At 66.6% G+C, this 25,411-nt stretch carries 30 protein-coding genes and 1 tRNA gene; 19 read left to right on the top strand and 12 right to left on the bottom strand.

Features of this window, described 5'->3' with window-relative positions:
- Window positions 1–34 precede the first annotated feature (34 nt).
- From PV764_RS05030 to PV764_RS05020, 3 genes are read right to left on the bottom strand one after another with little or no spacing between them, the layout of a single operon-like run.
- A complete protein-coding gene (locus PV764_RS05030) occupies window positions 35–1,600 on the bottom strand; it encodes a PepSY-associated TM helix domain-containing protein (RefSeq protein ID WP_421116255.1) in 1,566 nt (521 codons plus the stop codon).
- Window positions 1,601–1,610: 10 nt separating this feature from the next.
- Window positions 1,611–1,874, bottom strand: a complete 264-nt coding sequence (locus PV764_RS05025; RefSeq protein WP_019182701.1) for a hypothetical protein — start codon at window positions 1,872–1,874, stop codon at window positions 1,611–1,613.
- A complete protein-coding gene (locus tag PV764_RS05020; protein ID WP_046273234.1) occupies window positions 1,874–2,170 on the bottom strand; it encodes a hypothetical protein in 297 nt (98 codons plus the stop codon). The genes PV764_RS05025 and PV764_RS05020 overlap by 1 nt, the downstream gene beginning before the upstream one ends.
- Window positions 2,171–2,579: 409 nt before the next feature.
- Here PV764_RS05020 and thrS point away from each other — a divergent pair, with 409 nt between their 5' ends.
- The 9 genes from thrS (at window position 2,580) to PV764_RS04975 (ending at window position 10,592) form a co-directional block, all read left to right on the top strand.
- Window positions 2,580–4,484, top strand: coding sequence for a threonine--tRNA ligase (thrS, locus tag PV764_RS05015; protein ID WP_019182703.1), 1,905 nt, complete (start codon window positions 2,580–2,582; stop codon window positions 4,482–4,484).
- 48 nt (window positions 4,485–4,532) lie between these two features.
- Window positions 4,533–5,072, top strand: a complete 540-nt coding sequence (gene infC, locus PV764_RS05010) for a translation initiation factor IF-3 (protein ID WP_172838068.1) — start codon at window positions 4,533–4,535, stop codon at window positions 5,070–5,072.
- A gap of 482 nt (window positions 5,073–5,554) precedes the next feature.
- Window positions 5,555–5,752: a 50S ribosomal protein L35 gene (gene rpmI / locus PV764_RS05005; RefSeq protein WP_017355265.1), complete on the top strand. Its 198-nt coding sequence runs from the start codon at window positions 5,555–5,557 to the stop codon at window positions 5,750–5,752.
- Between the two features lie 10 nt (window positions 5,753–5,762).
- Window positions 5,763–6,122 (top strand): 50S ribosomal protein L20, encoded by a 360-nt coding sequence (gene rplT / locus PV764_RS05000; protein ID WP_017355264.1) that lies wholly within the window; start codon window positions 5,763–5,765, stop codon window positions 6,120–6,122.
- A gap of 195 nt (window positions 6,123–6,317) precedes the next feature.
- Window positions 6,318–7,313, top strand: coding sequence for a phenylalanine--tRNA ligase subunit alpha (locus PV764_RS04995; protein WP_019182705.1), 996 nt, complete (start codon window positions 6,318–6,320; stop codon window positions 7,311–7,313).
- 90 nt (window positions 7,314–7,403) lie between these two features.
- Complete coding sequence (gene pheT, locus PV764_RS04990; RefSeq protein ID WP_019182706.1) at window positions 7,404–9,785, top strand: phenylalanine--tRNA ligase subunit beta; 2,382 nt, start codon at window positions 7,404–7,406, stop codon at window positions 9,783–9,785.
- A gap of 26 nt (window positions 9,786–9,811) precedes the next feature.
- A complete protein-coding gene (locus tag PV764_RS04985) occupies window positions 9,812–10,111 on the top strand; it encodes an integration host factor subunit alpha (RefSeq protein WP_005410432.1) in 300 nt (99 codons plus the stop codon).
- A complete protein-coding gene (locus PV764_RS04980; protein WP_019182707.1) occupies window positions 10,092–10,448 on the top strand; it encodes a MerR family transcriptional regulator in 357 nt (118 codons plus the stop codon). The genes PV764_RS04985 and PV764_RS04980 overlap by 20 nt, the downstream gene beginning before the upstream one ends.
- A gap of 67 nt (window positions 10,449–10,515) precedes the next feature.
- Window positions 10,516–10,592: transfer RNA gene (locus PV764_RS04975), tRNA-Pro, on the top strand.
- Between the two features lie 86 nt (window positions 10,593–10,678).
- Here the strand turns inward: PV764_RS04975 and PV764_RS04970 are convergent.
- Window positions 10,679–11,641, bottom strand: coding sequence for a hypothetical protein (locus tag PV764_RS04970; RefSeq protein ID WP_019182768.1), 963 nt, complete (start codon window positions 11,639–11,641; stop codon window positions 10,679–10,681).
- Window positions 11,642–11,723: 82 nt separating this feature from the next.
- Window positions 11,724–12,185 (bottom strand): Lrp/AsnC family transcriptional regulator, encoded by a 462-nt coding sequence (locus tag PV764_RS04965; protein WP_026069711.1) that lies wholly within the window; start codon window positions 12,183–12,185, stop codon window positions 11,724–11,726.
- Window positions 12,186–12,304: 119 nt separating this feature from the next.
- Between PV764_RS04965 and PV764_RS04960 the strand changes: the two genes are divergently transcribed.
- The 4 genes from PV764_RS04960 to PV764_RS04945 all read left to right on the top strand — a co-directional run bounded on the left by PV764_RS04960 (window position 12,305) and on the right by PV764_RS04945 (window position 14,897).
- Complete coding sequence (locus PV764_RS04960) at window positions 12,305–12,922, top strand: LysE family translocator (protein WP_019182770.1); 618 nt, start codon at window positions 12,305–12,307, stop codon at window positions 12,920–12,922.
- 31 nt (window positions 12,923–12,953) lie between these two features.
- A complete protein-coding gene (gene panB, locus PV764_RS04955; protein WP_421116254.1) occupies window positions 12,954–13,799 on the top strand; it encodes a 3-methyl-2-oxobutanoate hydroxymethyltransferase in 846 nt (281 codons plus the stop codon).
- Window positions 13,800–14,171: 372 nt separating this feature from the next.
- The gene (locus PV764_RS04950; protein WP_046273232.1) at window positions 14,172–14,627 is read left to right on the top strand and encodes a GNAT family N-acetyltransferase; all 456 of its coding nucleotides are present in this window, start codon (window positions 14,172–14,174) and stop codon (window positions 14,625–14,627) included.
- Between the two features lie 96 nt (window positions 14,628–14,723).
- Window positions 14,724–14,897 (top strand): DUF1328 family protein, encoded by a 174-nt coding sequence (locus tag PV764_RS04945; protein WP_019182774.1) that lies wholly within the window; start codon window positions 14,724–14,726, stop codon window positions 14,895–14,897.
- 94 nt (window positions 14,898–14,991) lie between these two features.
- On the opposite strand, the gene PV764_RS04940 is transcribed toward PV764_RS04945, so the two are convergent.
- From PV764_RS04940 to PV764_RS04925, 4 genes are all read right to left on the bottom strand, one after another.
- Window positions 14,992–15,762, bottom strand: coding sequence for a transporter (locus PV764_RS04940; protein WP_019182775.1), 771 nt, complete (start codon window positions 15,760–15,762; stop codon window positions 14,992–14,994).
- Between the two features lie 135 nt (window positions 15,763–15,897).
- Entirely contained in the window at window positions 15,898–16,314 is a 417-nt protein-coding gene (locus PV764_RS04935; protein ID WP_046273231.1) for a hypothetical protein, read from the bottom strand.
- A gap of 38 nt (window positions 16,315–16,352) precedes the next feature.
- On the bottom strand, window positions 16,353–16,565 hold the full coding sequence (locus PV764_RS04930) for a hypothetical protein (protein ID WP_046273230.1): 213 nt from the start codon (window positions 16,563–16,565) through the stop codon (window positions 16,353–16,355).
- Between the two features lie 2 nt (window positions 16,566–16,567).
- Window positions 16,568–17,356 carry a MipA/OmpV family protein gene (locus PV764_RS04925; RefSeq protein ID WP_019182778.1) on the bottom strand — a complete coding sequence of 263 codons (789 nt, stop codon included), beginning with the start codon at window positions 17,354–17,356 and terminating at the stop codon, window positions 16,568–16,570.
- A gap of 115 nt (window positions 17,357–17,471) precedes the next feature.
- On the opposite strand from PV764_RS04925, the gene PV764_RS04920 reads away from it, so the two are divergent.
- The 3 genes from PV764_RS04920 to PV764_RS04910 all read left to right on the top strand — a co-directional run bounded on the left by PV764_RS04920 (window position 17,472) and on the right by PV764_RS04910 (window position 19,825).
- Window positions 17,472–18,146, top strand: coding sequence for a response regulator transcription factor (locus PV764_RS04920; RefSeq protein WP_019182779.1), 675 nt, complete (start codon window positions 17,472–17,474; stop codon window positions 18,144–18,146).
- Window positions 18,143–19,507, top strand: coding sequence for a sensor histidine kinase (locus PV764_RS04915; RefSeq protein WP_421116253.1), 1,365 nt, complete (start codon window positions 18,143–18,145; stop codon window positions 19,505–19,507). The genes PV764_RS04920 and PV764_RS04915 overlap by 4 nt, the downstream gene beginning before the upstream one ends.
- Window positions 19,508–19,576: 69 nt before the next feature.
- Window positions 19,577–19,825 carry a hypothetical protein gene (locus tag PV764_RS04910; protein ID WP_019182781.1) on the top strand — a complete coding sequence of 83 codons (249 nt, stop codon included), beginning with the start codon at window positions 19,577–19,579 and terminating at the stop codon, window positions 19,823–19,825.
- A gap of 12 nt (window positions 19,826–19,837) precedes the next feature.
- Here the strand turns inward: PV764_RS04910 and PV764_RS04905 are convergent, their stop codons facing one another.
- Window positions 19,838–20,104: a peptidase gene (locus PV764_RS04905; RefSeq protein WP_174704337.1), complete on the bottom strand. Its 267-nt coding sequence runs from the start codon at window positions 20,102–20,104 to the stop codon at window positions 19,838–19,840.
- Between the two features lie 282 nt (window positions 20,105–20,386).
- Between PV764_RS04905 and PV764_RS04900 the strand changes: the two genes are divergently transcribed.
- The 3 genes from PV764_RS04900 to PV764_RS04890 all read left to right on the top strand — a co-directional run bounded on the left by PV764_RS04900 (window position 20,387) and on the right by PV764_RS04890 (window position 22,474).
- Window positions 20,387–21,427 (top strand): linear amide C-N hydrolase, encoded by a 1,041-nt coding sequence (locus PV764_RS04900; protein WP_421116374.1) that lies wholly within the window; start codon window positions 20,387–20,389, stop codon window positions 21,425–21,427.
- A gap of 61 nt (window positions 21,428–21,488) precedes the next feature.
- On the top strand, window positions 21,489–21,749 hold the full coding sequence (locus PV764_RS04895) for a hypothetical protein (RefSeq protein ID WP_284128939.1): 261 nt from the start codon (window positions 21,489–21,491) through the stop codon (window positions 21,747–21,749).
- A gap of 167 nt (window positions 21,750–21,916) precedes the next feature.
- Window positions 21,917–22,474 (top strand): DUF3011 domain-containing protein, encoded by a 558-nt coding sequence (locus PV764_RS04890; RefSeq protein WP_046273229.1) that lies wholly within the window; start codon window positions 21,917–21,919, stop codon window positions 22,472–22,474.
- A 116-nt stretch (window positions 22,475–22,590) separates the two neighbouring features.
- Here the strand turns inward: PV764_RS04890 and dxs are convergent, their stop codons facing one another.
- Together dxs and PV764_RS04880 are read right to left on the bottom strand one after the other, a co-directional pair.
- A complete protein-coding gene (dxs, locus tag PV764_RS04885) occupies window positions 22,591–24,501 on the bottom strand; it encodes a 1-deoxy-D-xylulose-5-phosphate synthase (RefSeq protein WP_046273228.1) in 1,911 nt (636 codons plus the stop codon).
- Between the two features lie 116 nt (window positions 24,502–24,617).
- On the bottom strand, window positions 24,618–25,277 hold the full coding sequence (locus PV764_RS04880; protein WP_019182787.1) for an HNH endonuclease: 660 nt from the start codon (window positions 25,275–25,277) through the stop codon (window positions 24,618–24,620).
- Window positions 25,278–25,411 lie beyond the last annotated feature (134 nt).

The following is a 25,411-nucleotide window of genomic DNA, read 5'->3' as shown; positions in this document are numbered from 1 at the left end:
TCTGAAGGCCCGCCGCAGCAAGCCTTCGAGGCGATCAGCGTGGTGCACTCCAGACGCTGTTCGGATCACCATGCCGTGCCCGGCGCAGGCTCGCACGCGCCAGGGTGGCAAAACCAAAGGCCAGTGCCAGCGCCACCGCGTCCACCCAGAACAGCGGCCAGTAGCCCCGTGCCGCGCTCGCCCACGGCCAGAAGCCGGTCAGGGCGCCATGCATTACCGCTACCAGCGCGGTGCTGATCGCGGCCGCCCACAGCAGCTCACGGGCCGCCTGGTCGGGGCGACGCAGCGCCGCCCACAGGGCGCAGACGCCCCAGGTGACGAAACAGATCCAGCGGATGCCGTGGTCCACCGCCTGCGGCGCGACCTGCTCCAGGATCTGTGCGCCGACGAAGCTGGCCGAGATCGCCACGCACAACCCGATGCATACCCCCACGGTCGCGCGGGCCATGTTGATCTGCGCGCGACCTTGTTCGACCTGGCGTCGCTTGCGCCGCGATTCGATCCACAGCAGGTTGCCGGAGTAGAACAGGAAGGCGCCGCCCAGGCCGAGCAGGAAGTACAGCCACACCACTACGCCATTGCCGAATTCACCGAAATGCAGCGCATAGGCGGCACTCAGGGTGGCGTGGTTGGCATCGCGTTGGCCAGGCAACTGGCTGCTCAGCAGGCGGCCGCTGGCCGCATCCAGGCCGACCGCGCCGAGCGGCCCCAGGGTGCCGCCGGATTCGCCGGTGATCTCGATCGTGGCGTTGGCATCGCCGGCATGGGCGAGCTTGAGGAAGGCCGGCTCGAAATCAGCTACGCCCTGCGCCCGGGCCACCTCGATGGCGCGGGCATGCAGCATGCGCAGGTTGGTTTCATCGCCTGGCTGGCCGCTGGGCTCGCGTATCGGCGCGGTGTCCATCGCTGCCGGCACCGCCTGCAGCAACTTGCCGTCGAAGATCAGCGGATTGAGCGCCGCCATCTGCAGGAAGATCAGGCAGAGCAGTGCGCCGGTCACCGCGAACATCAGGTGGAAGGGCAGGCTGAGTACGCCGATCACGTTGTGCGCGTCCTGCCACATCTGCTTGAGGTTGCGGCCCGGGCGCAGCGCGAACAGATCGCCCAGCAGTCTGGGCAGGTGGATGACCAGCCCGCTGAGCAGGGCCACGCCATACAGCAGGCTGACGATGCCCATCAGGTAGGTGCCCGCGACCGGCAGGCCGAGGCTGTAATGCAGCTCGTTGACCAGCTCCGCCAGCCCGGTCTGCGGGGGCGTGACACTGCCGTCGTAATGGTCCAGCCACGCGTACAGCCAGGTGCCCTTGGCATCCTGCCAATACGCGATCGGCTGCGGGTGATCGCCACCGGGGAAGGTCATGCCGACGTGGGCACGCGCGGCCGGGTGGCGTTCGAGCACGCCATCGAGCAGGCGTTGCGCGTCGTCCAGGCTCGCGGCCGGCGTGTCCACCGCATGCGGGGTCTGCCACAGCGGCAGATCGTGGTGGAACAGGGTCAGCGCGCCGGCGTAGAACGCGACGAACAGCGCGAAGCCGGCGACCAGGCCGACCCACGTGTGCACGGTGGTGAAGGTACGCAGGGTCTGGGAACTGAACTTCATCGCATCGCTCTCATTGCACCGCGCCGGTCAGGCGCAGCAGCCACAGCAGGCCGAACCCGGCCACGGCGGTGGCACTCATCACGGCCCACGCCCGCAGCCCGGTGCGGAAGCTGAAGGCCCAGATCGCGGCCAGCATCCACAGCGGGATGAACGCGATCAGGCTGGGTACCAGCGCGTTCTGCCACGGCCCCGGCGGCAGCCAGGCGATCAGCCCGGTCGCCGCGGCGGCCACGAAGAACCCCGCCAGGACGCCGGCGCCGGCCCGTGCCCACATCAGCGTGTCACCTGCGCCGGCCGGTGCCAGGCGGCGAGCAGGGGCAGCGCGATCGCCACCAGCATCCAGCTGCACAGCATCACCACCACGCCGGTGGCGATGCCCAGATTGGCGATCCACAGCCAGAGCGCCGCCACCGCGGCGATCAGGCTGATCTGCCGGCCCAGGCGGCCGGCCCGGCGCAGGCGCGGCCAGCGGCAGTGCGGCGAGGCGGCATACAGCGCCAGCGCCGAGAACGCCGAGCCGGCCAGCGCCAGGCTGCAGAAGCCAAGCGAGGTCAGGGCGACCGTGATCATCGGGTGGCCGCCAGCGCACGCGGCAGGGCGCGGCAGGCCGGGAAGGAAGCGGGGCAGGGCATGGGGGAATCCAATCGGCAACCCTGTCCTGGTCAGGACAGTAACCCGCGCATGGTAATCATTGCCGTTTATGGGCGCCACACGTACACATTCAGGCGCCTGGGCGGGGGGGCACGCCGGCGCGCGGCGGCGCATTCATCGGCAGATTGGTTTAAGATCAGGGCATCTCTATCGAGGCAACAAGGTGGCCCGCGCCCTGCGCCGGTCTAGCGTGTGACATGAGCACTACCACCGCCCACCGCTGAACGCCCCCGACGGCCCCTGACGCAGGCGCCTTTGTGGCGCTTTTTTATTGCCTCGCCCCCGGATTCTCCAGGCCCCCTGCGGGCCACCAGACCAAAGCACTCTCATGATCGCGATCACGCTCCCCGACGGCAGCCGCCGTGAATTCGAACATCCCGTCAGTGTCATGGACGTCGCCCAGTCGATCGGCGCCGGCCTGGCCAAGGCCACCATCGCCGGTTCGGTGGATGGCGTGCTGGTCGATGCCAGTGACGTCATCGACCACGATGCCAGCCTGCGCATCATCACCGCCAAGGACGAGGAGGGCGTTGAGATCATCCGCCACTCCGCCGCCCATCTGGTTGGTCATGCGGTCAAGCAGCTGTACCCGGACGTCAAGATGGTGATCGGCCCGGTCATCGCCGAAGGCTTCTACTACGACATCTACTCCGAGCGTCCGTTCACGCCCGAGGACATGGCCGCCATCGAAAAGCGCATGGCTGAGCTGATCGCGCAGGACTACGACGTGATCAAGAAGGTTACCCCGCGTGCGGAGGTCATCGAGATCTTCAAGGCGCGTGGCGAAGACTACAAGCTGCGCCTGATCGAAGACATGTCGCCGGAGATCCAGGCGATGGGCATGTACTACCACCAGGAATACGTGGACATGTGCCGCGGCCCGCACGTGCCCAACACGCGCTTCCTGAAGGCCTTCAAGCTGACCCGCATTTCCGGCGCCTATTGGCGCGGCGACGCGCAGAACGAGCAGCTGCAGCGCGTCTACGGCACCGCCTGGGCCGACAAGAAGCAGCTCGATGCGTACATCAAGCGCATCGAAGAGGCGGAGATGCGCGACCACCGTCGCATCGGCAAGCAGCAGGACCTGTTCCACCTGCAGGAAGAGGCCCCGGGCCTGGTGTTCTGGCACCCGAAGGGCTGGGCGCTGTGGCAGGTGGTCGAGCAGTACATGCGCAAGGTGTACCGCAATACCGGCTACGGCGAAGTGCGCTGCCCGCAGATCCTGGACGTGTCGCTGTGGCAGAAGTCCGGCCATTGGGACAACTACCAGGACGCGATGTTCTTCACCGAGTCGGAGAAGCGTACCTACGCGCTCAAGCCGATGAACTGCCCGGGCCACGTGCAGGTGTTCAACCAGGGGCTGCACAGCTACCGCGATCTGCCGATCCGCTACGGTGAGTTTGGTGCCTGCCACCGCAACGAGCCCTCCGGCGCGCTGCACGGCATCCTGCGCGTGCGTGGCTTTACCCAGGACGACGGCCACGTGTTCTGCACCGAAGACCAGGTCGAGGCGGAAGTGACCGCGTTCCACCAGCAGGCGCTGGCGGTGTACCAGCACTTCGGCTTCGAGGAGATCCAGGTCAAGATCGCGCTGCGCCCCGAATCGCGCCTGGGCGATGACAGCACGTGGGACAAGGCGGAGGGCGCATTGCGCTCGGCCCTGTCCAGCTGCGGGGTGGAATGGCAGGAGCTGCCGGGCGAGGGCGCCTTCTACGGCCCAAAGATCGAGTACCACCTCAAGGATGCCATCGGCCGTACCTGGCAGTTGGGCACGATGCAGGTCGACTTCATGATGCCTGGCCGCCTTGGCGCCGAGTATGTGGACGAAAACAGCCAGAAGAAGCATCCGGTCATGCTGCACCGCGCGATCGTCGGTTCCATGGAGCGTTTCCTGGGCATCCTGATCGAGCACCATGCCGGCCAGTTCCCGGCCTGGCTGGCCCCGACCCAGGTGGTGGTGGCCAATATCACCGACGCTCAGGCTGAATACGTCAGTGAAGTCAGGAAAACCCTTGCAGATCAAGGGTTCCGCGTGAACGCCGATTTGCGCAACGAGAAGATCGGATATAAGATTCGCGAGCATACGCTGCAGCGGGTCCCGTACCTGCTGGTGGTTGGCGACCGTGAGAAGGAAAATGGCGCCGTGGCCGTGCGTACGCGCTCTGGCGAAGATCTGGGCAGCATGTCCGTCCAGGCCTTCATCGAGCGGTTGCAGGCAGAACAGTCCGTGTAAGAAAGTCCCGGCCCTGCGGATGCTCCGCGATGGGCCGGTTTGATTCCTCTGGGAGATTGCAATATCAGTACCCCTGACAACAAACAGAACCGCAAGAATCAGGAAATCCGGGTGCCGCGCGTCCGCGTGATCGGCAGCGACGGAGAAATGATTGGTGTGTTGACGCGTGACGAAGCGCTGTCGATGGCCGAAGACGAAGGTCTGGACCTGGTCGAGATTCAGCCGCAGGCTGATCCGCCGGTGTGCAAGATCATGGACTTCGGCAAGTTCAAGTTCGAAGCGCAGAAGAAGGCCAACGAGGCCAAGAAGAAGACCAAGCAGGTCGAGATCAAGGAAGTGAAGTTCCGCCCGGTCACCGATGAAGGTGATTACCAGATCAAGCTGCGCAAGATGCGCGGGTTCCTGGAAGAGGGCGACAAGATCAAGGTCAACATCCGCTTCCGTGGCCGTGAAATGAGCCATCAGGAACTGGGTCGCGAGATGGCCAGCCGGATCGAGGGTGATCTGGGCGAAGACATCGTGATCGAGTCCCGTCCGCGCCTTGAAGGCCGGCAGATGGTGATGATGATCGCGCCGAAGAAGAAGTAACCGGCCATCGGGCCTGGCCCGAACCGGCGGGAAGTAGAGCCGACCGTTGGTCGGCTGGACAGCCCACCGCGGCAAAGGTAGAGCCGACCGTTGGTCGGCTGCCCAGCCCCGGCCGCACCTCTTCGCGCACCACGCAGCGGGCGCCCATCGGCGCCTTCTGTCGTTTCCCGCGCGCGGCCTGGCGTCACGCCCGGGCTCGCGCCCGTTCCGTTCCGTTCAGGTTCGGCCGCGCCGCGGTAAACACCCGCCCAATCAAGCGTTTGCAACTGTCCGTATACACGGGCATAATGGGCGGCCCCGTTTTGCGGGGGTGCTGTTTTGAACGGTTTCCCGCCCCACAAAGGCACGCTGTTCCAACGGCAAACAGGACCGGCCTGGTTCCCATCGGGGATCCCGGGCTTACAAGCAGGCAAGGGCACGGACGGAAAGTGTGGCAATGCCACCGCCCTGGTCAGTGACAAAACATCATCAAGGACATAGCAATGCCCAAGATCAAGACCAACCGGGCGGCGGCCAAGCGTTTCCGCAAGACCGCCTCCGGCAAGTTCAAGGCTGGCCACGCCAACCGCAGCCACATCCTCACGAAGAAGTCGACCAAGCGGAAGCGCAATCTGCGTCAGACGAACCATGTTCGTGCAGAAGACGCAGGCCGTTTGAACCGTATGCTTCCCTACCTCTGAGGACTGACCCATGGCACGAGTAAAGCGTGGCGTACAGGCGCGTCGCCGCCACAAGAAAATTCTGACCCTGGCGAAGGGTTACTACAACGCTCGCCGCAAGGTCTTCCGCGTTGCCAAGCAGGCCGTGATCAAGGCACAGCAGTACGCCTACATCGGCCGTAAGCAGAAGAAGCGCAATTTCCGTTCGCTGTGGATCACCCGCATCAACGCGGCTGCCCGCATCAACGGCCTGAGCTACAGCCGTTTCATGAACGGCCTGCTCAAGTCCGGCATCACCCTGGACCGTAAGGTTCTGGCTGACATCGCCGTGCACGACGCAGCTGGTTTTGCTGCACTGGCCGAAAAGGCCAAGGGCGCACTGGCGGCATAAGTCCATTCCCCTGCCGTTGCCGTTCACGCGCAACGGCTGTGGGTAAGGCAAATGCATGGGGAAGGGCGCAAGTCCTTCCCCATTCTTTTTTGTGTTGGCGGTGGCCCTCCCGGTGCCATCGATCGACAGCGCTGGCGACGGGGGTCGGCCCGACGCGCATCGCGATGGCATACCGACGCGAGGCTCCGGCTATCCATGAGTGACATCCAATCCCTGACCACGCAGGCACTGGCCGACGTGGCCGCTGCCCAGAGCCCCGACGCGCTGGAAGCCCTGCGCGTGGCCCTGCTGGGCAAGAACGGCAGCATCACCGCCCAGCTCAAGCAGCTCGGTGGCCTGCCGGCCGATGAGCGCAAAGCCGCCGGCGAAGCCATCAACCGTGCCCGTGACGCGCTGACCAGCGCGCTGGGTGATCGCAAGACCGTGCTGGAAGACGCTGCGCTGGACGCGCGCCTGGCCGCCGAAGCGATCGACATCACCCTGCCGGGCCGTCGCGAAGAGCGCGGTGGCCTGCACCCGGTGACCCGTACCCTGGAGCGCATCACCGAGATCTTCGGCCGCCTGGGTTACGAGCTCTCCGAAGGCCCGGAAATCGAAGATGACTGGCACAACTTCGAAGCGCTGAACTTCCCGCCGCACCACCCGGCGCGCGCGATGCACGACACTTTCTATTTCGGCGATGGCCGCCTGCTGCGCACGCATACCTCCGGTGTGCAGGTGCGCTACATGGGCGAGCACGCTCCGCCGCTGCGCATGATCGCGGCCGGGAAGGTGTACCGCAGCGACAGCGACCAGACCCATTCGCCGATGTTCCACCAGGTCGAAGGCCTGCTGGTCGACGAGCACTCCACGTTCGCCGATCTGAAGGGCACGCTGTCCGAGTTCGTGCGCGCGTTCTTCGAGCGCGATTTCGAGATGCGTTTCCGTCCCAGCTACTTCCCCTTCGTGGAACCCGGCGCGGAAGTGGACATCGCCTGGCAGCAGCCTGACGGCAGCACCCGCTGGCTGGAAGTGCTTGGCTGCGGCATGGTCCACCCGAACGTGCTGCGCAGCGTCGGCATCGATCCGGAGCGCTACACCGGCTTCGCCTTCGGCCTGGGCGTGGAGCGCTTTGCGATGCTGCGTTACGGCGTCAACGACCTGCGCGCGTTCTTCGAAAACGACGTGCGGTTCCTGAAGCAGTTCGCGTAACAGCGTAACCGCCGGGCAGCCCCCGGCGCTACGTCGCACCACCATTCATCACGGCCCAGGCGCCTGCGCCGGGCCCACCAGGGTGACACCATGAAATTCTCTGAAAACTGGCTGCGCAGCCACGTCCCGACCACCGTCTCGCGCGATGAACTCAGCGCGGTGCTGACCGCGATCGGTCTGGAAGTGGAAGAGGTCGATGCGCTGGGCGATGGCCTGCAGCATGTGGTCGTGGCGAAGATCATTTCCGCCGAACGCCATCCCGAAGCCGACCGCCTGCAGATCTGCCAGGTCGATGCGGGGCAGGGCGAGCACCTGCAGATCGTATGCGGTGCGCCGAACGCGCGCCCGGGCCTGGTCGCACCGCTGGCAATGGTGGGCGCCCAGATCGGTGATCTGAAGATCAAGCCGGCCAAGCTGCGTGGCGTGGAATCCAACGGCATGCTGTGCTCGGCCAAGGAGCTGGGCCTGGACACCGATGCGTCCGGCCTGTTCGAACTGCCCGACGATGCGCCCGTCGGCCAGACCCTGGTCGAGTACCTCGGCCTGCCCGACGCCAGCATCGAGATCAAGCTGACCCCGAACCGCGCCGACTGCTTCAGCATCCGCGGCATCGCCTTCGACGTGGCCGCTGCGTGCGCCAGTGAAGTGGTGCCGTTCGACGCTGCGCCGGTGGCCGCCGTGGGCACGCGTGAACTGTCCATCCAGCTGGACGCGGGCGCCGAAGCACCGCGTTACGTTGGTCGCGTGATCGAGGGCGTCAACGCCCGTGCCGCGACCCCGCTGTGGATGGCCGAGCGCCTGCGCCGCAGTGGGGTGCGCCCGGTGTCGCTGCTGGTGGACGTCACCCAGTACGTGATGCTCGAGCTCGGCCAGCCGATGCATGCCTTCGATCTGGGCACCCTGCAGGGCAGCATCGGCGTGCGTCGTTCGCGTGCGGGTGAGACCCTGAAGCTGCTCGATGGTCGCGACGCCGCGCTGGACGACAGCTTCCTGCTGGTCACCGATGCCGACCGCCCGATCGCGCTGGCCGGCCTGATGGGCGGCTTCGATACGCGCGTCACCGACGACACCACCAACGTGTTCCTGGAGGCCGCGCACTTCGCGCCCGCCGCGATCATGGGCCGTGGCCGCAAGCTGGGCCTGCACACCGATGCCGGCCACCGCTTCGAGCGCGGTGTCGACCCGGTGCTGCCGCGCGCGGCGATCGAGTACGCCACCCGCCTGATTTTGGACCTGGCCGGCGGCACCCCCGCGCCGGTCACCGAGGCCGTGCGCGACGCCGACCTGCCGGCGACCGCCACCATCGGCCTGCGCCGCGCCCGTATCGCGCGCGTGCTGGGCATCCAGATCGCCGATGCCGATGTGGAGCGCATCCTGCGCGCGCTGGGCATGGACGTGGCCCCGACCGCTGATGGCTGGCAGGTCACCGCGCCGAGCCGCCGTTTCGATATCGCCATCGAAGAAGACTTGATCGAAGAGCTGGCCCGTATCCACGGGTACGAGCAGATTCCGACCACGCTGCCGGGCGGTGCCTCGCGCATCGCCATGCCGACCGAGACCCGCCTGGACGACCTGAGCGTGCGCCGCCAGCTGGTGGCCCGTGACCTGCAGGAAACCATCAATTACGCCTTCGTCGATGCCGCGCTGCTCGCGCAGTGGCAGCTGAGCGAGGGTCTGGTCGCGCTGGCCAATCCGCTGTCGGCCGAACTGGCGGTGATGCGCCCGTCGCTGCTGCCGGGCCTGGTCGCCACCCTGGGCCGCAACGCCGCCCGCCAGCTGGGCCGCGTGCGCCTGTTCGAACTGGGGCGCGTGTTCCACCAGCAGGCTGGCGAGGGCCAGCCCGCGCCGCTGGAAACCCAGCGCGTGGCTGCCGCGATCTGTGGCGATGCCGACACCCAGCAATGGGGCCTGCCGACCCGCAAGGTCGACTTCCATGACCTCAAGGGCGACCTGGAATCGCTGGCTGGTGCCAGCGGCGCCGAGCTCGAGTTCAGGCCCTCGCAGCGTCCGTACGGCCACCCGGCACGCTCGGCCGAGGTCTACCGTGACGGCGTGAGCCTGGGCTGGATCGGCCAGATCCACCCGCGGCTGGCCAAGGCCATGGATATCGACGTGGACGTGGTCGCCTTCGAGCTGGACCTGGCCCCGCTGGCCGCCCGCGCCCTGCCGCGCGCCACCGACCTGTCGCGCTTCCCGTCGATGCGCCGCGATCTGGCCTTCCTGGTGCCCGAGGCCGCCGCCTGGGCCGACCTGGAAGCGACCCTGCGCCGGGCTGCCGGCCCGCTGCTGCGCGAGGTCACGCTGTTCGACCGGTACGTCGGCCAGGGGGTCGAGCCGGGCTTCAAGAGTCTCGCTATGGGCTTGATTTTGCAGGACAAGTCGCGCACTCTGACGGACCGCGACGTGGATGCGGTGGTGGCCGAGGCGGTCTCTGCCATGGAGCGTGAACATCACGCCCGGATCCGCGGTTGAGCGGGAAGCATGGGGGATAGCAGGCAATGGCATTGACCAAGGCGGAGATGGCCGAGAAGCTGTTCGACGAAGTCGGTCTGAACAAGCGCGAAGCCAAGGAATTTGTCGACGCGTTCTTCGATGTGCTGCGTGAAGCATTGGAACAGGGACGTCAGGTGAAGCTGTCCGGCTTCGGGAATTTCGACCTGCGGCGCAAGAACCAGCGCCCGGGTCGCAACCCCAAGACCGGTGAGGAAATTCCGATTTCCGCCCGTACGGTGGTCACCTTCCGTCCGGGCCAGAAGCTCAAGGAAAGGGTAGAGGCATATGCTGGATCCGGGCAGTAACCGAGAACTTCCGCCGATACCGGCCAAGCGCTACTTCACCATCGGTGAGGTCAGCGAACTGTGCGACGTCAAGCCGCACGTGCTGCGCTACTGGGAAACCGAGTTCCCCAGCCTGGAGCCGGCCAAGCGCCGCGGCAACCGCCGCTATTACCAACGCCACGACGTGCTGATGGTCCGCCAGATCCGCGGCCTGCTCTACGAGCAGGGCTACACCATCGGCGGCGCGCGCCTGCGCCTGGAAGGCGCCGATGCGCGCGAGGAATCGGCGCTGAGCAACCAGATCATCAAGCAGACGCGGATGGAACTGGAAGAAGTGCTTCAATTGCTGCGCCGCTGAACCATTTTTCACGCAAACCCGTTATACTCGTCGGCCCGCTGAGAGGCGGGGACATTGCCAGCATCATCGGGGCGTAGCGCAGCCTGGTAGCGCATCTGCCTGGGGGGCAGAGGGTCGTCGGTTCAAATCCGGCCGTCCCGACCAATGTTGGTGATTCGATCAAAGGCTTGTGCAGCGATGCGCAGGCCTTTTTTCTTTGTGGGCTGCTTACCCGCGGCGGTGCTCACGGCTCAGCGAATGTACCCGGACCGCAAGATCACCTCATCCACCGCCGCCACATCGTCGTACCGCAGCTCGATCAACGTGGCGATCGCCTTGGCTTTGTCCGGTTGTGCCGCGTAGTACGCGCTGGCGATGCGATACCCCACGTAATAACCCAGATCACTGACGCCGAAACGGTTGGCGCTGCTGTTGTACAGCCAGTCGCGGTAGTCGTTGCCGCGACGGTCCGCCTGGAACTGCCGCTTGAGCTCGGCCTCGTGCGTCGGTCCATACACGTACAGCGGCAGGTCGGGCTTCTTTCCGGTGACCCGTTCGGCCACCAGTTCCGCCACGCCCTCACGCAGCGCGTACTGCGCCAAGGTGTCGCCGGCCTCGATCTGCTGGGTGTGGATGTACTCGTGGATGTTGTTCTGGCCGTTGTTGTGGAATGGCTGGGAGGCATAGAACGTGCGCAGTCGCGTCTGCAACGGCTGGGGAAGTTCGGACACGTCCACGGTGTCATCGCCCAGGGCGAGTTCGGCGCCGATCAATACCTTGTCGTCCAACGTGGTGCCGCCGGTGCGCAGCACGCCGATCGCATAGGTGATGCTGGCCGGGCGCAATGCCGGATACAGGCGTTTCAACGTGGCAAGGTCAGCTTCCAGCCCGGTGGTCGCAGCGAAGGCCCGGTGGGTCAGCGGGCGCACAGACGCCCAGTAGCGCGGCCAGGCATCGATCGCGGCCACGTACTGCCCGGCGGTATAGGCGCGGGCCTGCATCAAGGCATGCAGGCCGGGCGTGCCCCTGTCGATGTAGAGCAACTGGATGAGCTGCTGTCTGCGCGCTGGGTCTGGTTCGCTGCGGATCGCATCGTGGGCGATCCAGAAGTTCTCGATGTCGGCGGTGACCACCTGCGCCGAGCCGTGTTGCTCGGCCGCGGCCGAGCCCAGCGGCAGTAGGCCAGCGATGAGCAGCGTCGGGAGTATCCGCATCCATGGCTTCATGTCGTTCCTCGTCCGGTGGCTGTCCCACCGTTGGATGCCGGCAGCGGCCAGAAGGTTTAGAGCCGTCGCCTCACTGAGCGTGCAACGGCAACGGCCGGTCGATCACCACATCCTTCATCACCAGGGTCGAGGTCAGCCGCTGCACGCCGGGCAGGGCGGAAAGGTGTTCGTCGTAAAGCTGCCGGAACGCGGCCAGGTCGCGGGTGATGACGTGCAGCAGGTAGTCCGGATCGCCGAACAGGCGCTGCGCCTGCAGGACCTGGGGCACCTCGGCGACAGCCTGCTCGAAAGCGTCCACGGCGTGGCGGTCGCCGTCGCGCAGGGTGATGAACACCAGCGCCGAGAACTTCAGGCCCAGCGCGGCGGGATCGAGCTCGGCGCGGTAGCCCCGGATCGCGCCGGACTGTTCCAGCGCCCGCACGCGACGGTGGCAGGGCGAGACGCTCAGGCCGATGCGCTCGGCCAGTTCGGTCACGGTGAGGCGGCCGTCCTTCTGCAGCTCGGCAAGAATCCGCTGGTCGGTGATGTCCATGCGCAAGAGTTTCCTCCTGAGTGGCCGTGCCGGGCAAGTATTTGGAAGCACATTCCAAAGGAGCGGGAATATTCTTCTGTCTGGCACACGGATCGCGGCAAGACCGCCCTTTGGACCCCATGCAACCCAGCGTCATTGCCGCCTTCTGGGCGGTCTCGATCCTCTTCGTGCTCACCCCCGGCGCGGATTGGGCGCACGCGATCGCTGCCGGCCTGCGCGGGCGCGCGGTAGTGCCGGCGGTGGCCGGGTTGTTGTCCGGTCACCTGCTGGCGATCGGGCTGGTCGCTGCGGGCGTCGGCGCGCTGTTCGCCCAGGCACCGGTCGCGCTGCACGTACTGACCGTCCTGGGCGCGCTGTATCTGCTGTGGCTGGGCATCGGGCTGCTGCGCCATCCGCCGGTCGCCGCCGCCGAAGCGGGGCAGGCCGTGGCGGGCTGGCGCCACTGGGCGGTCAAGGGCGCCTGCGTGAGCGGGCTCAATCCCAAGGTGCTGTTGCTGTTCCTGGCGCTGCTGCCCCAGTTCATTTCCGCCAGCGCGGCATGGGCGATGCCTGTGCAGATCCTCGCGCTGGGCATGGTGCATCTGGTCAGCTGCGCGGCGGTCTATCTGGCCGTCGGGTATGGCGCCGGTGCCGTGCTGCGCACCCGCCCCCGTGCATCACGCGTGGTCGGCCGCATCTCGGGCGCCGCGATGATCCTGATCGCGGTGCTCTTGCTGAGCGGAACCGGCACACTCTGACCCCACGTTGTTCCCCACCAGGATCCTTCGCATGACCGAACAGCTCCATCCCTACGCGACCCCGGGCAGTGCCCCGGTCCCGGCCCCGCGCGTGCGTATCCCGCATCTGCAGCAGATGAAGGAGCGCGGCGAGAAGTGGGCGATGCTCACCGCCTACGACATGTATACCGCGGCGATCTTCGAAGACGCCGGCATTCCGGTGCTGCTGATCGGCGATTCGGCGTCCAACAACGTGTTCGGCAACGACTCGCTGCTGCCGGTCACGGTCGATGAGCTGATGCCGCTGGTGCGCGCGGTGAGCCGCTGCACGCGCCGGCCGCTGGTGATCGCCGATCTGCCGTTCGGTTCCTACCAGGCCTCGCCGGAGCAGTGCTTCCATACCGCCGTCCGTTTCATGAAGGAAGGCGGGGCGCATGCTGTCAAGCTGGAGGGCGGCATCGAGATGGTGCCGCAGGTACGCAAACTGGTCAGCTGTGGCATTCCGGTAATGGCGCACATTGGCTTCACGCCGCAGTCGGAGCATCAGCTGGGTGGCTTCCGCGTGCAGGGGCGGGGCGACGATGGCGCGCGCCTGATCGAGGAAGCGCGTGCGCTGGAGGCGGCAGGTGCGTTCGCCGTGCTGATGGAGATGGTGCCCGGCGCGGTTGCCGCCCAGATCACCGCGGCGCTGAAGATCCCCACCGTCGGCATCGGGGCGGGCAGCGACTGCGATGCACAGGTGCTGGTCTGGCAGGACATGGCCGGGCTGCGCACCGGCAAGCTGCCGCGCTTCGTGAAGCAGTACGCGGACATGCACGGGCTGCCGCAGAAGGCGGCACGTGAGTTCGCGGCTGAGGTGGGGGCAGGCACGTTCCCCGGCCCGGAACACACGTTCTGATCGACAGGCGTATCGCCTGAGGCGCGTGCCCACCCCGCCCAATGCCGCCGGTCAGCATCCGGTGCTGGATCATCTGGAGCTGATCGTGGGCGCGCAGGGCGATGCGCAGGGGCTGAGCATGCACACGCGGGTGTTCGGGGCTGGCGATTGGACCGGGCAGGGCGCGTGGCGCTCGGTGTCCTGGGTGCTGCCGGTGCCCGCACGCGGCGGGTTCGTCCGTGCCCGGGGCAGCAGTACTGCCGAGCGCTCGCCACTGCCCGATGTGCCGGGTGAGGATCCCTGGCCTGCCCCCGCATGCGACGAAGAATGGGCGGGTAGGGGCCATCGGGGTAGAGTGACTGCTCAACCCCATGGACGAGGAAAGAGAAAAAGATGGCGGTGCGCACCTTGCTAGCGGCGGATCTGGAACAGGCCAGCCGCATCTGTATGGCGGCCTTCATGGGATCGGTGGCCGATTCACTGACCCCAGTGGGTATCGAGACGTTTTCCCGCATCGCTTCGGTGGAAGGATTCCGTACGCGGATGTCGCACGACAACCTCATGCTGGTGTTCGAACAGCAGGACCGTATCGTCGGTGTGGCGGAGCTCAAGGAGGGCCGCCACGTGGCGATGTTGTTCGTGGACCCTGCCGCTCAGCAGCAGGGCATAGGCAAGGCGCTGATGGCCGCCATGATCGATCACGCACGCGTGGATGTGCTGAGTGTCAGCGCTTCGCTGTCGTCGGTGCCGGCGTATGAGCGCTATGGCTTTGCGTGCGCAGGCGAGGCGGCCGAATCCTCCGGCCTGAGGTATCAGCCGATGAACATGCAGCTCATGGCCCGCCCCTGACTTCACACCGTTCAGCCGACGCGTTCACGAAGGTGAGACAGCCCAGTGGCTACGGTGGAGTCCTGTCATTCAACCCGATTCGGGGAAAGGATCATCATGATCAAGTGGGCCATCATTTTTGCTGTCATCGGCCTGATCGCCGGCGCCCTCGGTTTTGCGGGCATCGGTGGCGCCGCCATCGGCATTGCCAAGTTCCTGTTCTGGGCGGGCATCATCATCGCCGTCGTGCTGTTCGTACTGGGCATGACCATCGCCAAGAAGGTGACCTGACCGGGCGCGCGCCTGCGCCAACGGTCAGGAACGAAGGCCTGCGCGATTTCGCGCAGGCCTTTTCATTGGTGGCTCTCGTTCCAGCGCACGCAGCTCACTGGAAATACACCGATACCCCCAGCCCGGCCTGCGTGTCCGGGCTGTCCTCATCCAGGCCCACGTCGAACGAGGCATCCAGCTGGACTGTCGGGGTCACCATCCAGGTGATGCCAGCCCCCGCTATTCCGGTCGAAGGCTCACCGTCGCTATCGGTGAAGCCCGCCTCCAGATAGGTGCTGATGGTATCGGTGGCGGCAAAGCTCAGGCTGGGTGCCCAGGTCACGCTGTCCTCGCTGCCACCGCGGGTGACATTGGCGTACAGCGCGCCGGTCCAGTGATCGTTGAACGCGTACTCGTAGCTCGCACCCAGCGCGTACTGCGTGGCGCCTTCGCTGAAGTCGCGCGAGCCGGTGGCGAAGGTGGTACTGGCCAACAGCGCCACGGCGTGCGTGTCCGAGGGCAGGGGCAGGGCGAACTTCAGGCCGACGCCCACATCACCGGCACCGCTGCTGCGCTCGGCGGGGGCATTGCGCGGTGCCACGCGCAGATGGTTCCAGGGCGAGGTGAAGGCCTGCAGTTCCACATGGCTGGCCAACCCGATACGGAGGTTGATGTCGGCACTGTACTGCGTGCTCAGCACCCCCCCGTCGTCGCGGTCGCGGCTGAAAGCGGGCAGCCCCGCCTCGAGCGCGACGCCACCGCGGGGCAGGGTCGAGGCGGCAAAGCCCATGCCGGGGCGATCGAAGGCCAGGTCCGGCGGCGCGTCCTGCTGCGCGTGCACCGCACCGGAGAACAGCAGGGAAACCAGCAGGGCCCAACACCGCATGCGCACGCTCCAGGCCGGCCGATACCGGCATCAGGCGCAGTCAGCCTGCCCCTTGGCCAGAATGTAGCACGGTGATTTCGGCGGTCATGTGCAGGTGTCGGCGACACCCGCCCGAAGGGCGGTGTGCGATGTCGCTCAGCGCGCCGGCCGGGTCATGGCGATGAGGGCATCACGCACGCGCTCGGTCGCCGCGTCCGGCGTGGCGTCACAACCGAGCACGCAGGCGCGGAGCAGGAAGCCATCGGCGGCATGCCGCGCGGCGGTCAGCTGCGCATCACCACGGTCCAGCGGATGGTCGCGCAGGACCGCATCGAGCCACGCACGCCGTGCGGTGATCCAGTCGCTGTCGACGTGGTGCGGCCGGCACTGCGCACTGATGGTGCGCCCGATATCGAACAGCTCGGCGATGTAGGCACGCGAGAACCGGCCATGGGCCTGGCTGTCACGGTCCATGCGCTGCTGGATCGCGCGGTGGAGATTGGCCACGATCGCATGCGCGGCCAGGTCATCATTGGCTGCTCGCAGCAGCAGGGTATCGGTTGCGTTGTGCATTCGCGCCTCCAGGACACCGGTGGGGGAAAAACGTGGGTTCAGCCGCGTGGCAGCGCCGGACCGCCCTGCCGCAGCAGCGTGTCCAGCAGCGCGACAACGCGTTCGCCCTGGCCTTGGCAGGCCAGTTCGAACGTGGTCTGCCCGTCGAGCGCGGGCAGGGGGGAATGCAGAATCCATTCAAGAACGGCGGCGCGGTCCGGTTCGATCTGCAAGGCCAGATCCGCGACACGACGTACGATTCCCTGACGCATGATCAGAATCCGTAACTGAGGGAGAGGGCGGCGGTGTCCATGTGATCGCCACGGGTCATCGGGCTGTCGCGCACGGCATCGGCCAGCGACGTGCGACGGATCGATGCGGTCGCGGTCCAGCGGGGGCCCAGCGGCATCACCGCGGCGATGTCCATGTATGGCGACACGCCGCTGCCGGCCGAGTAATGCGCCAGGCCACTGCGGGCCGCTTCGCGCTGGCTCACGCCGAAGTAGTAGTCGTTGAGATCGGCGCTGGTGTAGGTCACCCCCACCGCGGGCATGAAGGTCACGCGGCCGGCGGGAACCGGGTAGGCGTATCGGGCATCGGCCGAGAAGCCGCCCCCGTGCCCGGTCACTTCGGCCTGCGCGTTGGCCTGCAGCACGCCCCAGTCGGCCTGGTGGCGCCAGGACACGCCCAGCATCCCGGACAGGCTGCGGTTGTCCAGCTGGCGCAGCTGCGGGTCATGACTGTCCCGGCGTTTGAAGCGCATCACGTACGGCGAGGCGGTGAGTGCCAGTTCGGACTGCGCGGTCTGGTGGAGGCGATAGCCCACGCTGCCACCGCGGAAGAAGAACGAGCGGCCTTCCCAGCTGACGATCGGGGCGGCCAGGCGGTCGGTGTCATAGCCGGCGTACGGGGCCTTGAGGGCGACAACGGCGATGCCGACGCTTCCTTTCCTGCCCGCTTCGGGGGCATCGGCGGCCTGGGCGCCGGTGGCGGTCAACGCAGTGCCCAGGGCCAGGCCAAGCAGAGCGGAAGAAGGACGCGAAAAGCGGAAACGGACGTGCATGGACCTGCCGAAGGGGAACAACCGGAGCCTCATGGTGGGCGCCCTACATTGTCGGAACGTTACGTCGGCCTGCGCGGTACCATCGCCTCCTTCGTACCCCGCAGGCACCGCTCCCATGCGCCTTCTTCTCCTGGAAGATGATCCGGAAATGGCCAGCGCGATCCAGGTCAGCCTGGCGCGCCATGGCATGGTGGTCGACGTGGTCGGCTCGATGGCCCAGGCCGATGAAGCGCTCAAGGCCGGCGTACACCAGATCCTCCTGCTGGACCGCCAGCTCCCCGATGGCGATGGCGCCAGTTTCGTCCAGGTCGCCCGTGAGCGGGTGCCGAACCTGCCGGTGATCATGCTGACCGCGCGCGCTTCGGTGGCCGACCGGGTCACCGGGCTGGATGTCGGTGCCGATGATTACCTGACCAAGCCCTTCGCCGTGGAAGAACTGCTCGCACGGATCCGCGCGATCTCCCGGCGCCCCTCGCAGATCACCCTGCCGGTGTTGTCACTGGGCCGGCTGCAGTTCGATTTCGTGGCGCGCGAGGCACGCGTTTGCGATGTGCTGCTGGCATTGCCGCGGCGGCAGCTGCTGGTGCTCGAAGCGCTGGCGCTGCGCCAGGGGCGCACGGTGGGCCGCGCTTCGTTGCTGGAGGCCGTGTACGGTTTTGACGATGCCATCCAGTCCAACGCGCTGGATGCGCATGTCTCCAAGCTGCGCAAGGCGCTGCTGGAAGCCGATGCCGGCGTGGAGATCCATGTCATGCGCGGCATCGGATACCTGCTCAAGGACACGCCGTGAGACTGCTCAAACCCGATTCCCTGGCCTTCAACCTGGTCTGGAAGGTGTGCCTGATCCAGGCGGCGACCATCGCGCTGGCGTTGAGTGCGATGGTGCTGACCTACGGCGACCGTCGCTCGGCCTACATCGACTGGAAGACCAGTGACCAGATCGCATCGGCGATCTCCGTTGGCGCCCAGGGGCTGGAGGCGGATCCACCGAAGGTCGCCCTGGCCGTGCCGCGCCCGCCGGCCACGTTCTGGTTCGCCGCCGCCGACGAACGCGGCCGGCGGCTGGTGCATGGCGAGGTGCCCGTGCAGTACCGCCCGTTGGTCGCGCGGCTGGATCACATCGAGCGGACCGATATCCGCACCCGCATCAATGCCGATGCGCTTGCCGTGCGCGTGGTGGTCGTGGATCGGCCCGAAGGGCGATTGCACGTGGCGGTGGGCGGCATTCCCGAACGCAGCATCGTGCGGCAGCTGCTGTTGATCTTCCGCTATCTGGGGGGCTGGATCGCATTGCCGGTGCTGGTGATCACGCTGGTGGTGGCGCCGTGGGTGATCCACCGCGCGCTGCGCGGGGTCAACCGCGTGGCAGCGCAGGCGGCCGCGATCCAGGTCAACGAGCGTGGCAGCGGCCTGGATACGCGTGCGGTACCGCTGGAGATCTACCCGCTGGTGGATGCGTTCAACGCGGCGGTGCGCCGCATCGGTGAAAGCTACGACGCCCAGGACCGCTTCCTCGCCGGCGCTGCGCATGAGCTGCGCATGCCGATCGCGATTCTGGCCACGCGGCTGGCCGATCTCCCGCCCGGCGAGGCACGCTCGCGCCTGCAGCTGGACCTGAGCCGCCTGAGCAACATCGCCGAGCAGCTGCTGGATCTGCAGCGGCTGGACCGCCACGGCAGCCAGTCGCAGCGCATCGACCTCTCCGCACTGACCCGTGAGGTTGCCGCCGACGTGGCGCCGCTGGTCGTGGATGCCGGTTACGGCTTCTCGGTGGACGCCCCCGACCAGCCGATCTGGGTCCGCGGCGATCCACATGCACTGCACCGTGTCATCGCCAGCCTCCTGCAGAACGCCATCGCCCACGGCGGTGGCCGCGGCATGATCGCGGTGGCGCTGCACGATGACGGCAGCCTGTCGGTCAGCGATGAAGGCCCTGGTGTGCCCGAGGCCGAGCGGCTGTCCGTGTTCGAGCCGTTCCATCGGTTGCGGCCCAGCGGCAGCGGCAGCGGGCTGGGCCTGCATCTCGCGCGTGAGATCGTGCTGCGGCATGCCGGCACCATCGCCGTGGACAGCGCCCCCGGTGGTGGCGCGCGGTTCCTGGTGGTGCTGCCGGTGGATCCGCGGCCGGTGCTGGCAGCGACCCCGGCATGACCAATGGCAGGTGATCGGGCAGAGGCATCGTGGGACAACGGACAGGTCCCCCTTTCAGGTGCCGGTTCGATGCGCGTACGTTCGCTGTTCGGTGTGATCGTGATGTCCGGCCTGGCCCTGTCTGGCCTGTCCGGGTGCGCCACCTATGACGATGTCGCCTCGCGCCCGCAGTGCGAGGATTCGCCGCAGGTGAAGGACCTGCCGGCGCAGGTCGCCCGCCGTGAAAGCCGCTGCAATGAGTTGAACATCCGGTTCAATGACGGAGGCGGTGGCGACAGCAAGCCGCTCGATTTCGGTGGCAAGAACAAGGACGGCTGATCCCGTGTGGGATCAGCGTTTCGCCGGCCCGGCCGGCGGCTCAGCGCAGTAGGCGGTGATGACCTCGGCGGTATTCTCCAGCCCCTTGGCCTTCGCCAGCTCCCAAGGACGTTCGCACTGCTGTGTGCGTTCGCACCAGCGGTAGCCTGCCGAGCCGATGCACCCGTGCGCATCGCGGTCTGCGCCCGGTACGCCCGCAGTGGGTGAGGGTGGCGGTGCAGGATGGGCGCAGGCGGTGAGGGCGGCGAGCAGGGGAAGCAGGGCGGCTCGAATGGACATGGACCCTCCATGGGCGCTTGAGGTCGCAGGCAGTCTCGCGCTGGGTCCGTCGATGCCACGTGCAGGATGCCGGGTTCACTCCTCCATCACTTGGCGTGGGCTGATATGACGCGGAACGGTTCCGCCGATGCTGCGTTGTAGTGCATGACCAGCGCCGTGGAAGCGATGATGCGTTGAAGCAGGATGCTTGCGACGAGTCTGCGTGGGTATCGCCTGTATCAGGTTCGACGCCAGCTTGTCAGCGCCACGGCCAGGAGGCACGCCATGAAACTGCTGTTTTCGATGCGTCACATTACGCTTGCTGCGGCACTCACCTTTGTCTGCGCCCAGTCCGATGCCTGCACGCGCGTGGTGTACCTGGGCGACAACCAGGACGTGATCACCGCCCGCTCGATGGATTGGAAAAGCGATGTCGCCACCAATCTATGGGTGTTGCCCAAAGGCATCAGCCGCGATGGCCAGGCCGGGCCGCGCTCGATCCGCTGGACGTCGCGCTACGGCAGCGTCGTCGCCACCGGCTACGACATCTCCACCACCGACGGCCTCAACGAAGCGGGACTGTCAGCCAATCTGCTGTGGTTGGCCGAATCGGAGTACCCACAGCAGCGTGGCAGCAAACCCGGGCTGGCGATTTCGTTGTGGGCGCAGTACGCGCTCGACAATTTCGCCACCGTTGCCGAGGCCGTCGCCGCGCTGGAACGCGAGCCGTTTTCCATCGTGACCGACAAGGTGCCGGGCGAATCGCGACTGGCCACGCTGCACCTGTCCTTGTCCGACGCCAGCGGCGACAGCGCCATCGTCGAATACATCAACGGCAGGCAGGTGATCCATCACGATCGCGTTTACCAGGTGATGACCAACTCGCCCGTGTTCGACCAGCAGTTGGCGCTGAACGCGTACTGGCAGGAGATTGGTGGCACCGTGATGCTGCCCGGCACCAACCGCTCGGCCGATCGGTTCGCACGCGCGAAGTTCTACATCAACGCCATTCCCAAAAGTGAAGATCCGGTGGTGGCGCTGGCGAGCGTGTTCAGTGTGATCCGCAATGTGTCCGTGCCCTATGGAATCACCACGCCGGGGGAGCCGAACATTTCTTCCACCCGCTGGCGAACTGTCGCCGATCACAAGCGCAAGCTGTATTTCTTCGAATCGGCGATGACCCCCAATACCTTCTGGGTGGATCTCAACAAGGCCGATTTCTCGCGCGGTGCGCCGGTGCTGAAACTCGACCTGGGGCCGGACCAGCGCAATGTGTTCGCCGGCGACGCGCTGCCCCGATTCCAGCCGGCCGAACCTTTCCGGTTCCTTGGTACCGATAGTTGAGCAAAATCAGACTAATCCGATACCCGTAGGCTGCGGCCTGCTCTATCGTTCCTGCTGAGGGATGGATCCCTCCCGTCGTGAGCTTCTCGCCCAGGCATGCCGCAAAGGAACGATCCGCATGGTGATCAAACTGCAACATATCGAACGCCGCTGGCACGTCGTGCATCCGGCCAAATCCGCACCGATCGCATTCCGCAACGGTGCCACCGCCTTTGACTTCGCCGATGCCCTGGCGCGCGAGCATTTTGCCGAAACCGGCAACAGCAGCGCCGTCCGGGTGCAGGTGCTGGAAACCTACGTGGACGCCGTGCGCTACGGCTGAGCGGCCGTGAAGTAGCCACCAGAACGGATGTGACCGGCTTCGGTCGGCTCAGTCAGCCTCGCGTCGGGTACCTAAATAGGGCATGAAATCAGCGACTTCTGGGCTATGTCGCCCGGCCGGACGATCACCGATCCTGTGCGCCTCCCCACACAGCATCGAGGTCCCCCATGTCCAACAACCGCCCTTCCCAGGCAGCCAGACGATTGCGCTGGGCCGTGGTGCCGGCCCTGATGGCGCTGGCCGGTGCCGCCCAGGCGCAGAACTACGACCGCTACTACGACGACGGTTACAGCGGCGGCCCGGTGCGTTGCGAGTCCATCAAGAACCGCACGCAGCAATGCGCCTTGCCGGGCCGTGCCCGTCTGGTGCGGCAGATCTCCGGCTCGCCCTGCGTGGAAGGGCAGACCTGGGGCCAGGCCCGCAACGGCGTATGGGTGACGCAGGGTTGCCGGGCCGAGTTCATCGCCGAAGGTGGCCGCGGCGGCCGCTGGAATGGCGGCGGTGGCTGGGGGCACAACGGCGGCGGCAACAGTGGCCGGGGCCAGATCCTGACCTGCGATTCCAATGACCATCGCCGTCAGCGCTGCGTGGCCAATGTGCGCCGCGAGGCGCGGCTGATCCGCCAGACCTCGCGCAATGCCTGCATCGAAGGCCGCACCTGGGGCTGGGACCGTACCGGGGTCTGGGTGGACGGCGGCTGCCGGGCACAGTTCCAGATTTACTGAGGGCCGCTGCACAGCGCCAGGGTGCGTGATGCAGGCTGAAACGAACGAGGCCGCGTCGAACAGACGCGGCCTCGGTGTTTCTGCGGCGAGCCCACCCGACGGTGGCCGACAGCGCGTCAGCCCGCTGCGCTGAGCGCCTGGCCGCTGTTGACCAGCATTGGCCAGCGCTTGAGCACGGCCTGGCGGATGCCGGCGGCATCGATGCCGGCTTCGGCCAGCAGGTCTTCGCGGCTGGCATGGTGCTGGAAGCTGTCCGGCAGGCCCAGGTGCAGGAACGGCTTGAGCACGTTCTCGGCATTGAGCAGCTCGGCCACGCCGGAGCCGGCACCGCCGGCGACCACGTTGTCTTCGATGGTGACGAAGCCTTCGTGGCGCTGCGCAAGGTCCAGCAGCAGGGCACGGTCCAGCGGTTTGATGAAGCGCATGTTGACCACGGTCAGGCCCAGCTCGCGGCCCACCTGTTCGGCGGCGGTCACGGTGCTGCCGAAGGCGAGCAGGGCGATGCGGCTGCCCGGCAGGCGCAGCTCGGCCTTGCCGATTTCCAGCGTGGACAGGTCGGTGCCGGCCGCAACACCGGTGCCGCTGCCGCGCGGGTAGCGCACCGCTGCCGGGCCGGCATGACGCAGGCCGGTGGTCAGCATCTGGCGGCACTCGGCCTCATCGGAGGGGGCCATGACCACCATGTGCGGAACGCAGCGCAGGAAGCTCAGGTCCAGGTTGCCGGCATGGGTCGCGCCATCCGGGCCGACCACGCCGGCGCGGTCGATCGCGAACAGCACATCCAGCTCCTGCACGGCCACGTCGTGGACCAGCTGGTCGTAGGCGCGCTGCAGGAAGGTCGAGTAGATCGCCACCACCGGCTTGGCGCCCTGGGTGGCCATGCCCGCCGCCAGGGTCACGGCGTGCTGTTCGGCGATGGCCACATCGAAGTAGCGGTCCGGGTATTCCTTGCTGAAACGCACCAGGCCAGAGCCCTCGCGCATCGCCGGGGTGATGCCCATCAGCTTCGGTTCGGCTGCGGCGGCATCGCACAGCCAGTCGCTGAAGACGTCGGTATAGGTGGGCTTCTTGGTCCCGCCCTTGGCGACCAGGCCCTTGTCCGGATCGAACGGGCCAACCGCGTGGTAACCGATCTGGTCACCTTCGGCGCGCTCGTAACCCTTGCCCTTGGTGGTCATCACGTGCAGCAGCTTCAGGCCTTTCAGGCTCTTGAGCGTTTTCAGCGTGGCGACCAGCGCCGGCACGTCGTGGCCGTCGATCGGCCCGGTGTAATGGAAGCCCATTTCCTCGAAGAACGTGGACGGCACGAACATGCCCTTCCAGTGTTCTTCCCAGCGCTTGACGAAGCGCGCGGTCGGGTTGTGCTTCTTGTCGCCGAGGATCTTCTTGCCGCCTTCGCGCAGCGCGTTGAGCGTGCGGCTGCCGGTGGCCCGGCCGAGCATCTTGGTCAGCCCGCCGACGGCCTCGGAGATCGACATGTTGTTGTCGTTGAGGATCACCAGCAGGTTCGGTTCCTGCTCCATGCCGCCGGCGTGGTTGAGGGCCTCGTAAGCCATGCCGGCGGTCATCGCGCCATCGCCGATCACGGCCACGACCTTGCGGTCATCGCCTTCGGCCTGGCGTGCGATCGCCATGCCCAGCGCTGCGGAGATCGAGGTCGAGGAATGGCCGACGCCGAAGGTGTCGTACTCGCTTTCCTCGCGCTTGGGGAACGGCGCGACGCCATCCTTCTGCTTGACCGTGTGGATCTCGTCGCGGCGGCCGGTCAGGATCTTGTGCGGGTAGGTCTGATGGCCCACGTCCCAGACCAGCTGATCCACGGGCGTCTGATAGAGGTAGTGCAGGGCGACGGTCAATTCGATCACGCCCAGGCCGGCGCCGAAATGGCCGCCGCTCTTGCCCACCGACTCAATCAGGTAGGCACGCAGTTCATCCGCGATCGCGGGCAGTTCGGATTCATCGAACCTGCGCAGGTCATCCGGTGACTGGATGCGCGCAAGGCGGGGATAGCGGGCGGAGTCGATCATGTTTATCGCGCTTCTTCTGAGCGCCTATTTTCCCCCCCAAATGGGGGTGGGGCAAGCAAACCGCCTTTTCAGTGAGTAAACGGTGACGGCAGCTGCGACAGAACGTCGCAGCGCACTCACGCGCAGAGCTTGGACCGCTTGGGCAGCTGCGCCTTCAGGAACGCCATCTGGTCGGCCAGGATGTTGCGGTTGGAGAGGATCATGTGTTCGATCCAGCTGGGCCGGTAAGGCACGGCCAGCAGCGGCATGCCGGCCTGCTGCGGGGTCCGGTTGCTCTTGCGCGAGTTGCAGTGGAAGCACGCACTGACCACGTTCTCCCACACGTCCAGGCCGCCCTTGGAGATCGGCATGACGTGGTCGCGGGTCAGTTGCGGGCGGTTGAACTGTTGCCCGCAGTACAGGCACAGATGCGCATCGCGCGCGAACAGGGCCGGATTGGAGAGATTCGGGGTGGGGTCGATCGCACGGGAACGGGCATGCCCGCGGGCGGCGATGATCGGGTGCAGGTCCAGCCCGCTCTGCAGGCCAGTGGTGCGGCAGATGCCGCCGCGGATGTGCAGGCAGGGGTCACCGAGGGTCCAGGCGACCGCACCGCGTGCGTAGAGGCAGGACGCGTCCTGCCAATTGATCCAGTCGAGCACGCGCCCGTGGGCGTCCAGGGCCAATAACCGTACCGAGCCGGGCCGATGCAGCGTAACGATCGGCGATACCTCGGCGACCGGGGCGGACGAGGCTCCGGTATCGATCAGACCCAAGCGTGTAGTGTCTGTCTCCATCGGGAAAACAGCTTATACCCGAATCGTTACCAAATGGGTATAGGCGGCAAGCGCCTACCCATTCGGTAACGATTCGGCCCCGGGCATTCCACCTTATCCCCGCGCCGTTGGCGCGCCCCCTTGAACATCAAGGG

The organism is Stenotrophomonas sp. AS1 (assembly GCF_048957655.1).
Lineage (GTDB): Bacteria > Pseudomonadota > Gammaproteobacteria > Xanthomonadales > Xanthomonadaceae > Stenotrophomonas > Stenotrophomonas bentonitica_A.
This window is presented reverse-complemented; position numbering and strand designations above follow the sequence as displayed.

What these genes read in the sequence shown, in the direction of transcription:
- PV764_RS04935 (WP_046273231.1), bottom strand. Translation starts at nt 16,314, where the DNA reads ATGCACAACGCAACCGATACCCTGCTGCTGCGAGCAGCCAATGATGAC.
- PV764_RS05025 (WP_019182701.1), bottom strand. Translation starts at nt 1,874, where the DNA reads ATGTGGGCACGGGCCGGCGCCGGCGTCCTGGCGGGGTTCTTCGTGGCC.
- PV764_RS04920 (WP_019182779.1), top strand. Translation starts at nt 17,472, where the DNA reads ATGCGCCTTCTTCTCCTGGAAGATGATCCGGAAATGGCCAGCGCGATC.
- panB (WP_421116254.1), top strand. Translation starts at nt 12,954, where the DNA reads ATGACCGAACAGCTCCATCCCTACGCGACCCCGGGCAGTGCCCCGGTC.
- PV764_RS04890 (WP_046273229.1), top strand. Translation starts at nt 21,917, where the DNA reads ATGTCCAACAACCGCCCTTCCCAGGCAGCCAGACGATTGCGCTGGGCC.
- PV764_RS04930 (WP_046273230.1), bottom strand. Translation starts at nt 16,565, where the DNA reads ATGCGTCAGGGAATCGTACGTCGTGTCGCGGATCTGGCCTTGCAGATC.
- rplT (WP_017355264.1), top strand. Translation starts at nt 5,763, where the DNA reads ATGGCACGAGTAAAGCGTGGCGTACAGGCGCGTCGCCGCCACAAGAAA.
- pheT (WP_019182706.1), top strand. Translation starts at nt 7,404, where the DNA reads ATGAAATTCTCTGAAAACTGGCTGCGCAGCCACGTCCCGACCACCGTC.
- PV764_RS04965 (WP_026069711.1), bottom strand. Translation starts at nt 12,185, where the DNA reads ATGGACATCACCGACCAGCGGATTCTTGCCGAGCTGCAGAAGGACGGC.
- PV764_RS04980 (WP_019182707.1), top strand. Translation starts at nt 10,092, where the DNA reads ATGCTGGATCCGGGCAGTAACCGAGAACTTCCGCCGATACCGGCCAAG.
- dxs (WP_046273228.1), bottom strand. Translation starts at nt 24,501, where the DNA reads ATGATCGACTCCGCCCGCTATCCCCGCCTTGCGCGCATCCAGTCACCG.
- PV764_RS05030 (WP_421116255.1), bottom strand. Translation starts at nt 1,600, where the DNA reads ATGAAGTTCAGTTCCCAGACCCTGCGTACCTTCACCACCGTGCACACG.
- PV764_RS04905 (WP_174704337.1), bottom strand. Translation starts at nt 20,104, where the DNA reads ATGTCCATTCGAGCCGCCCTGCTTCCCCTGCTCGCCGCCCTCACCGCC.
- PV764_RS04925 (WP_019182778.1), bottom strand. Translation starts at nt 17,356, where the DNA reads ATGCACGTCCGTTTCCGCTTTTCGCGTCCTTCTTCCGCTCTGCTTGGC.
- PV764_RS04995 (WP_019182705.1), top strand. Translation starts at nt 6,318, where the DNA reads ATGAGTGACATCCAATCCCTGACCACGCAGGCACTGGCCGACGTGGCC.
- PV764_RS04985 (WP_005410432.1), top strand. Translation starts at nt 9,812, where the DNA reads ATGGCATTGACCAAGGCGGAGATGGCCGAGAAGCTGTTCGACGAAGTC.
- PV764_RS04945 (WP_019182774.1), top strand. Translation starts at nt 14,724, where the DNA reads ATGATCAAGTGGGCCATCATTTTTGCTGTCATCGGCCTGATCGCCGGC.
- rpmI (WP_017355265.1), top strand. Translation starts at nt 5,555, where the DNA reads ATGCCCAAGATCAAGACCAACCGGGCGGCGGCCAAGCGTTTCCGCAAG.
- thrS (WP_019182703.1), top strand. Translation starts at nt 2,580, where the DNA reads ATGATCGCGATCACGCTCCCCGACGGCAGCCGCCGTGAATTCGAACAT.
- PV764_RS04940 (WP_019182775.1), bottom strand. Translation starts at nt 15,762, where the DNA reads ATGCGGTGTTGGGCCCTGCTGGTTTCCCTGCTGTTCTCCGGTGCGGTG.
- PV764_RS05020 (WP_046273234.1), bottom strand. Translation starts at nt 2,170, where the DNA reads ATGATCACGGTCGCCCTGACCTCGCTTGGCTTCTGCAGCCTGGCGCTG.
- PV764_RS04960 (WP_019182770.1), top strand. Translation starts at nt 12,305, where the DNA reads ATGCAACCCAGCGTCATTGCCGCCTTCTGGGCGGTCTCGATCCTCTTC.
- PV764_RS04880 (WP_019182787.1), bottom strand. Translation starts at nt 25,277, where the DNA reads ATGGAGACAGACACTACACGCTTGGGTCTGATCGATACCGGAGCCTCG.
- PV764_RS04900 (WP_421116374.1), top strand. Translation starts at nt 20,387, where the DNA reads ATGCGTCACATTACGCTTGCTGCGGCACTCACCTTTGTCTGCGCCCAG.
- PV764_RS04895 (WP_284128939.1), top strand. Translation starts at nt 21,489, where the DNA reads ATGGATCCCTCCCGTCGTGAGCTTCTCGCCCAGGCATGCCGCAAAGGA.
- PV764_RS04910 (WP_019182781.1), top strand. Translation starts at nt 19,577, where the DNA reads ATGCGCGTACGTTCGCTGTTCGGTGTGATCGTGATGTCCGGCCTGGCC.
- PV764_RS04970 (WP_019182768.1), bottom strand. Translation starts at nt 11,641, where the DNA reads ATGCGGATACTCCCGACGCTGCTCATCGCTGGCCTACTGCCGCTGGGC.
- PV764_RS04950 (WP_046273232.1), top strand. Translation starts at nt 14,172, where the DNA reads ATGGCGGTGCGCACCTTGCTAGCGGCGGATCTGGAACAGGCCAGCCGC.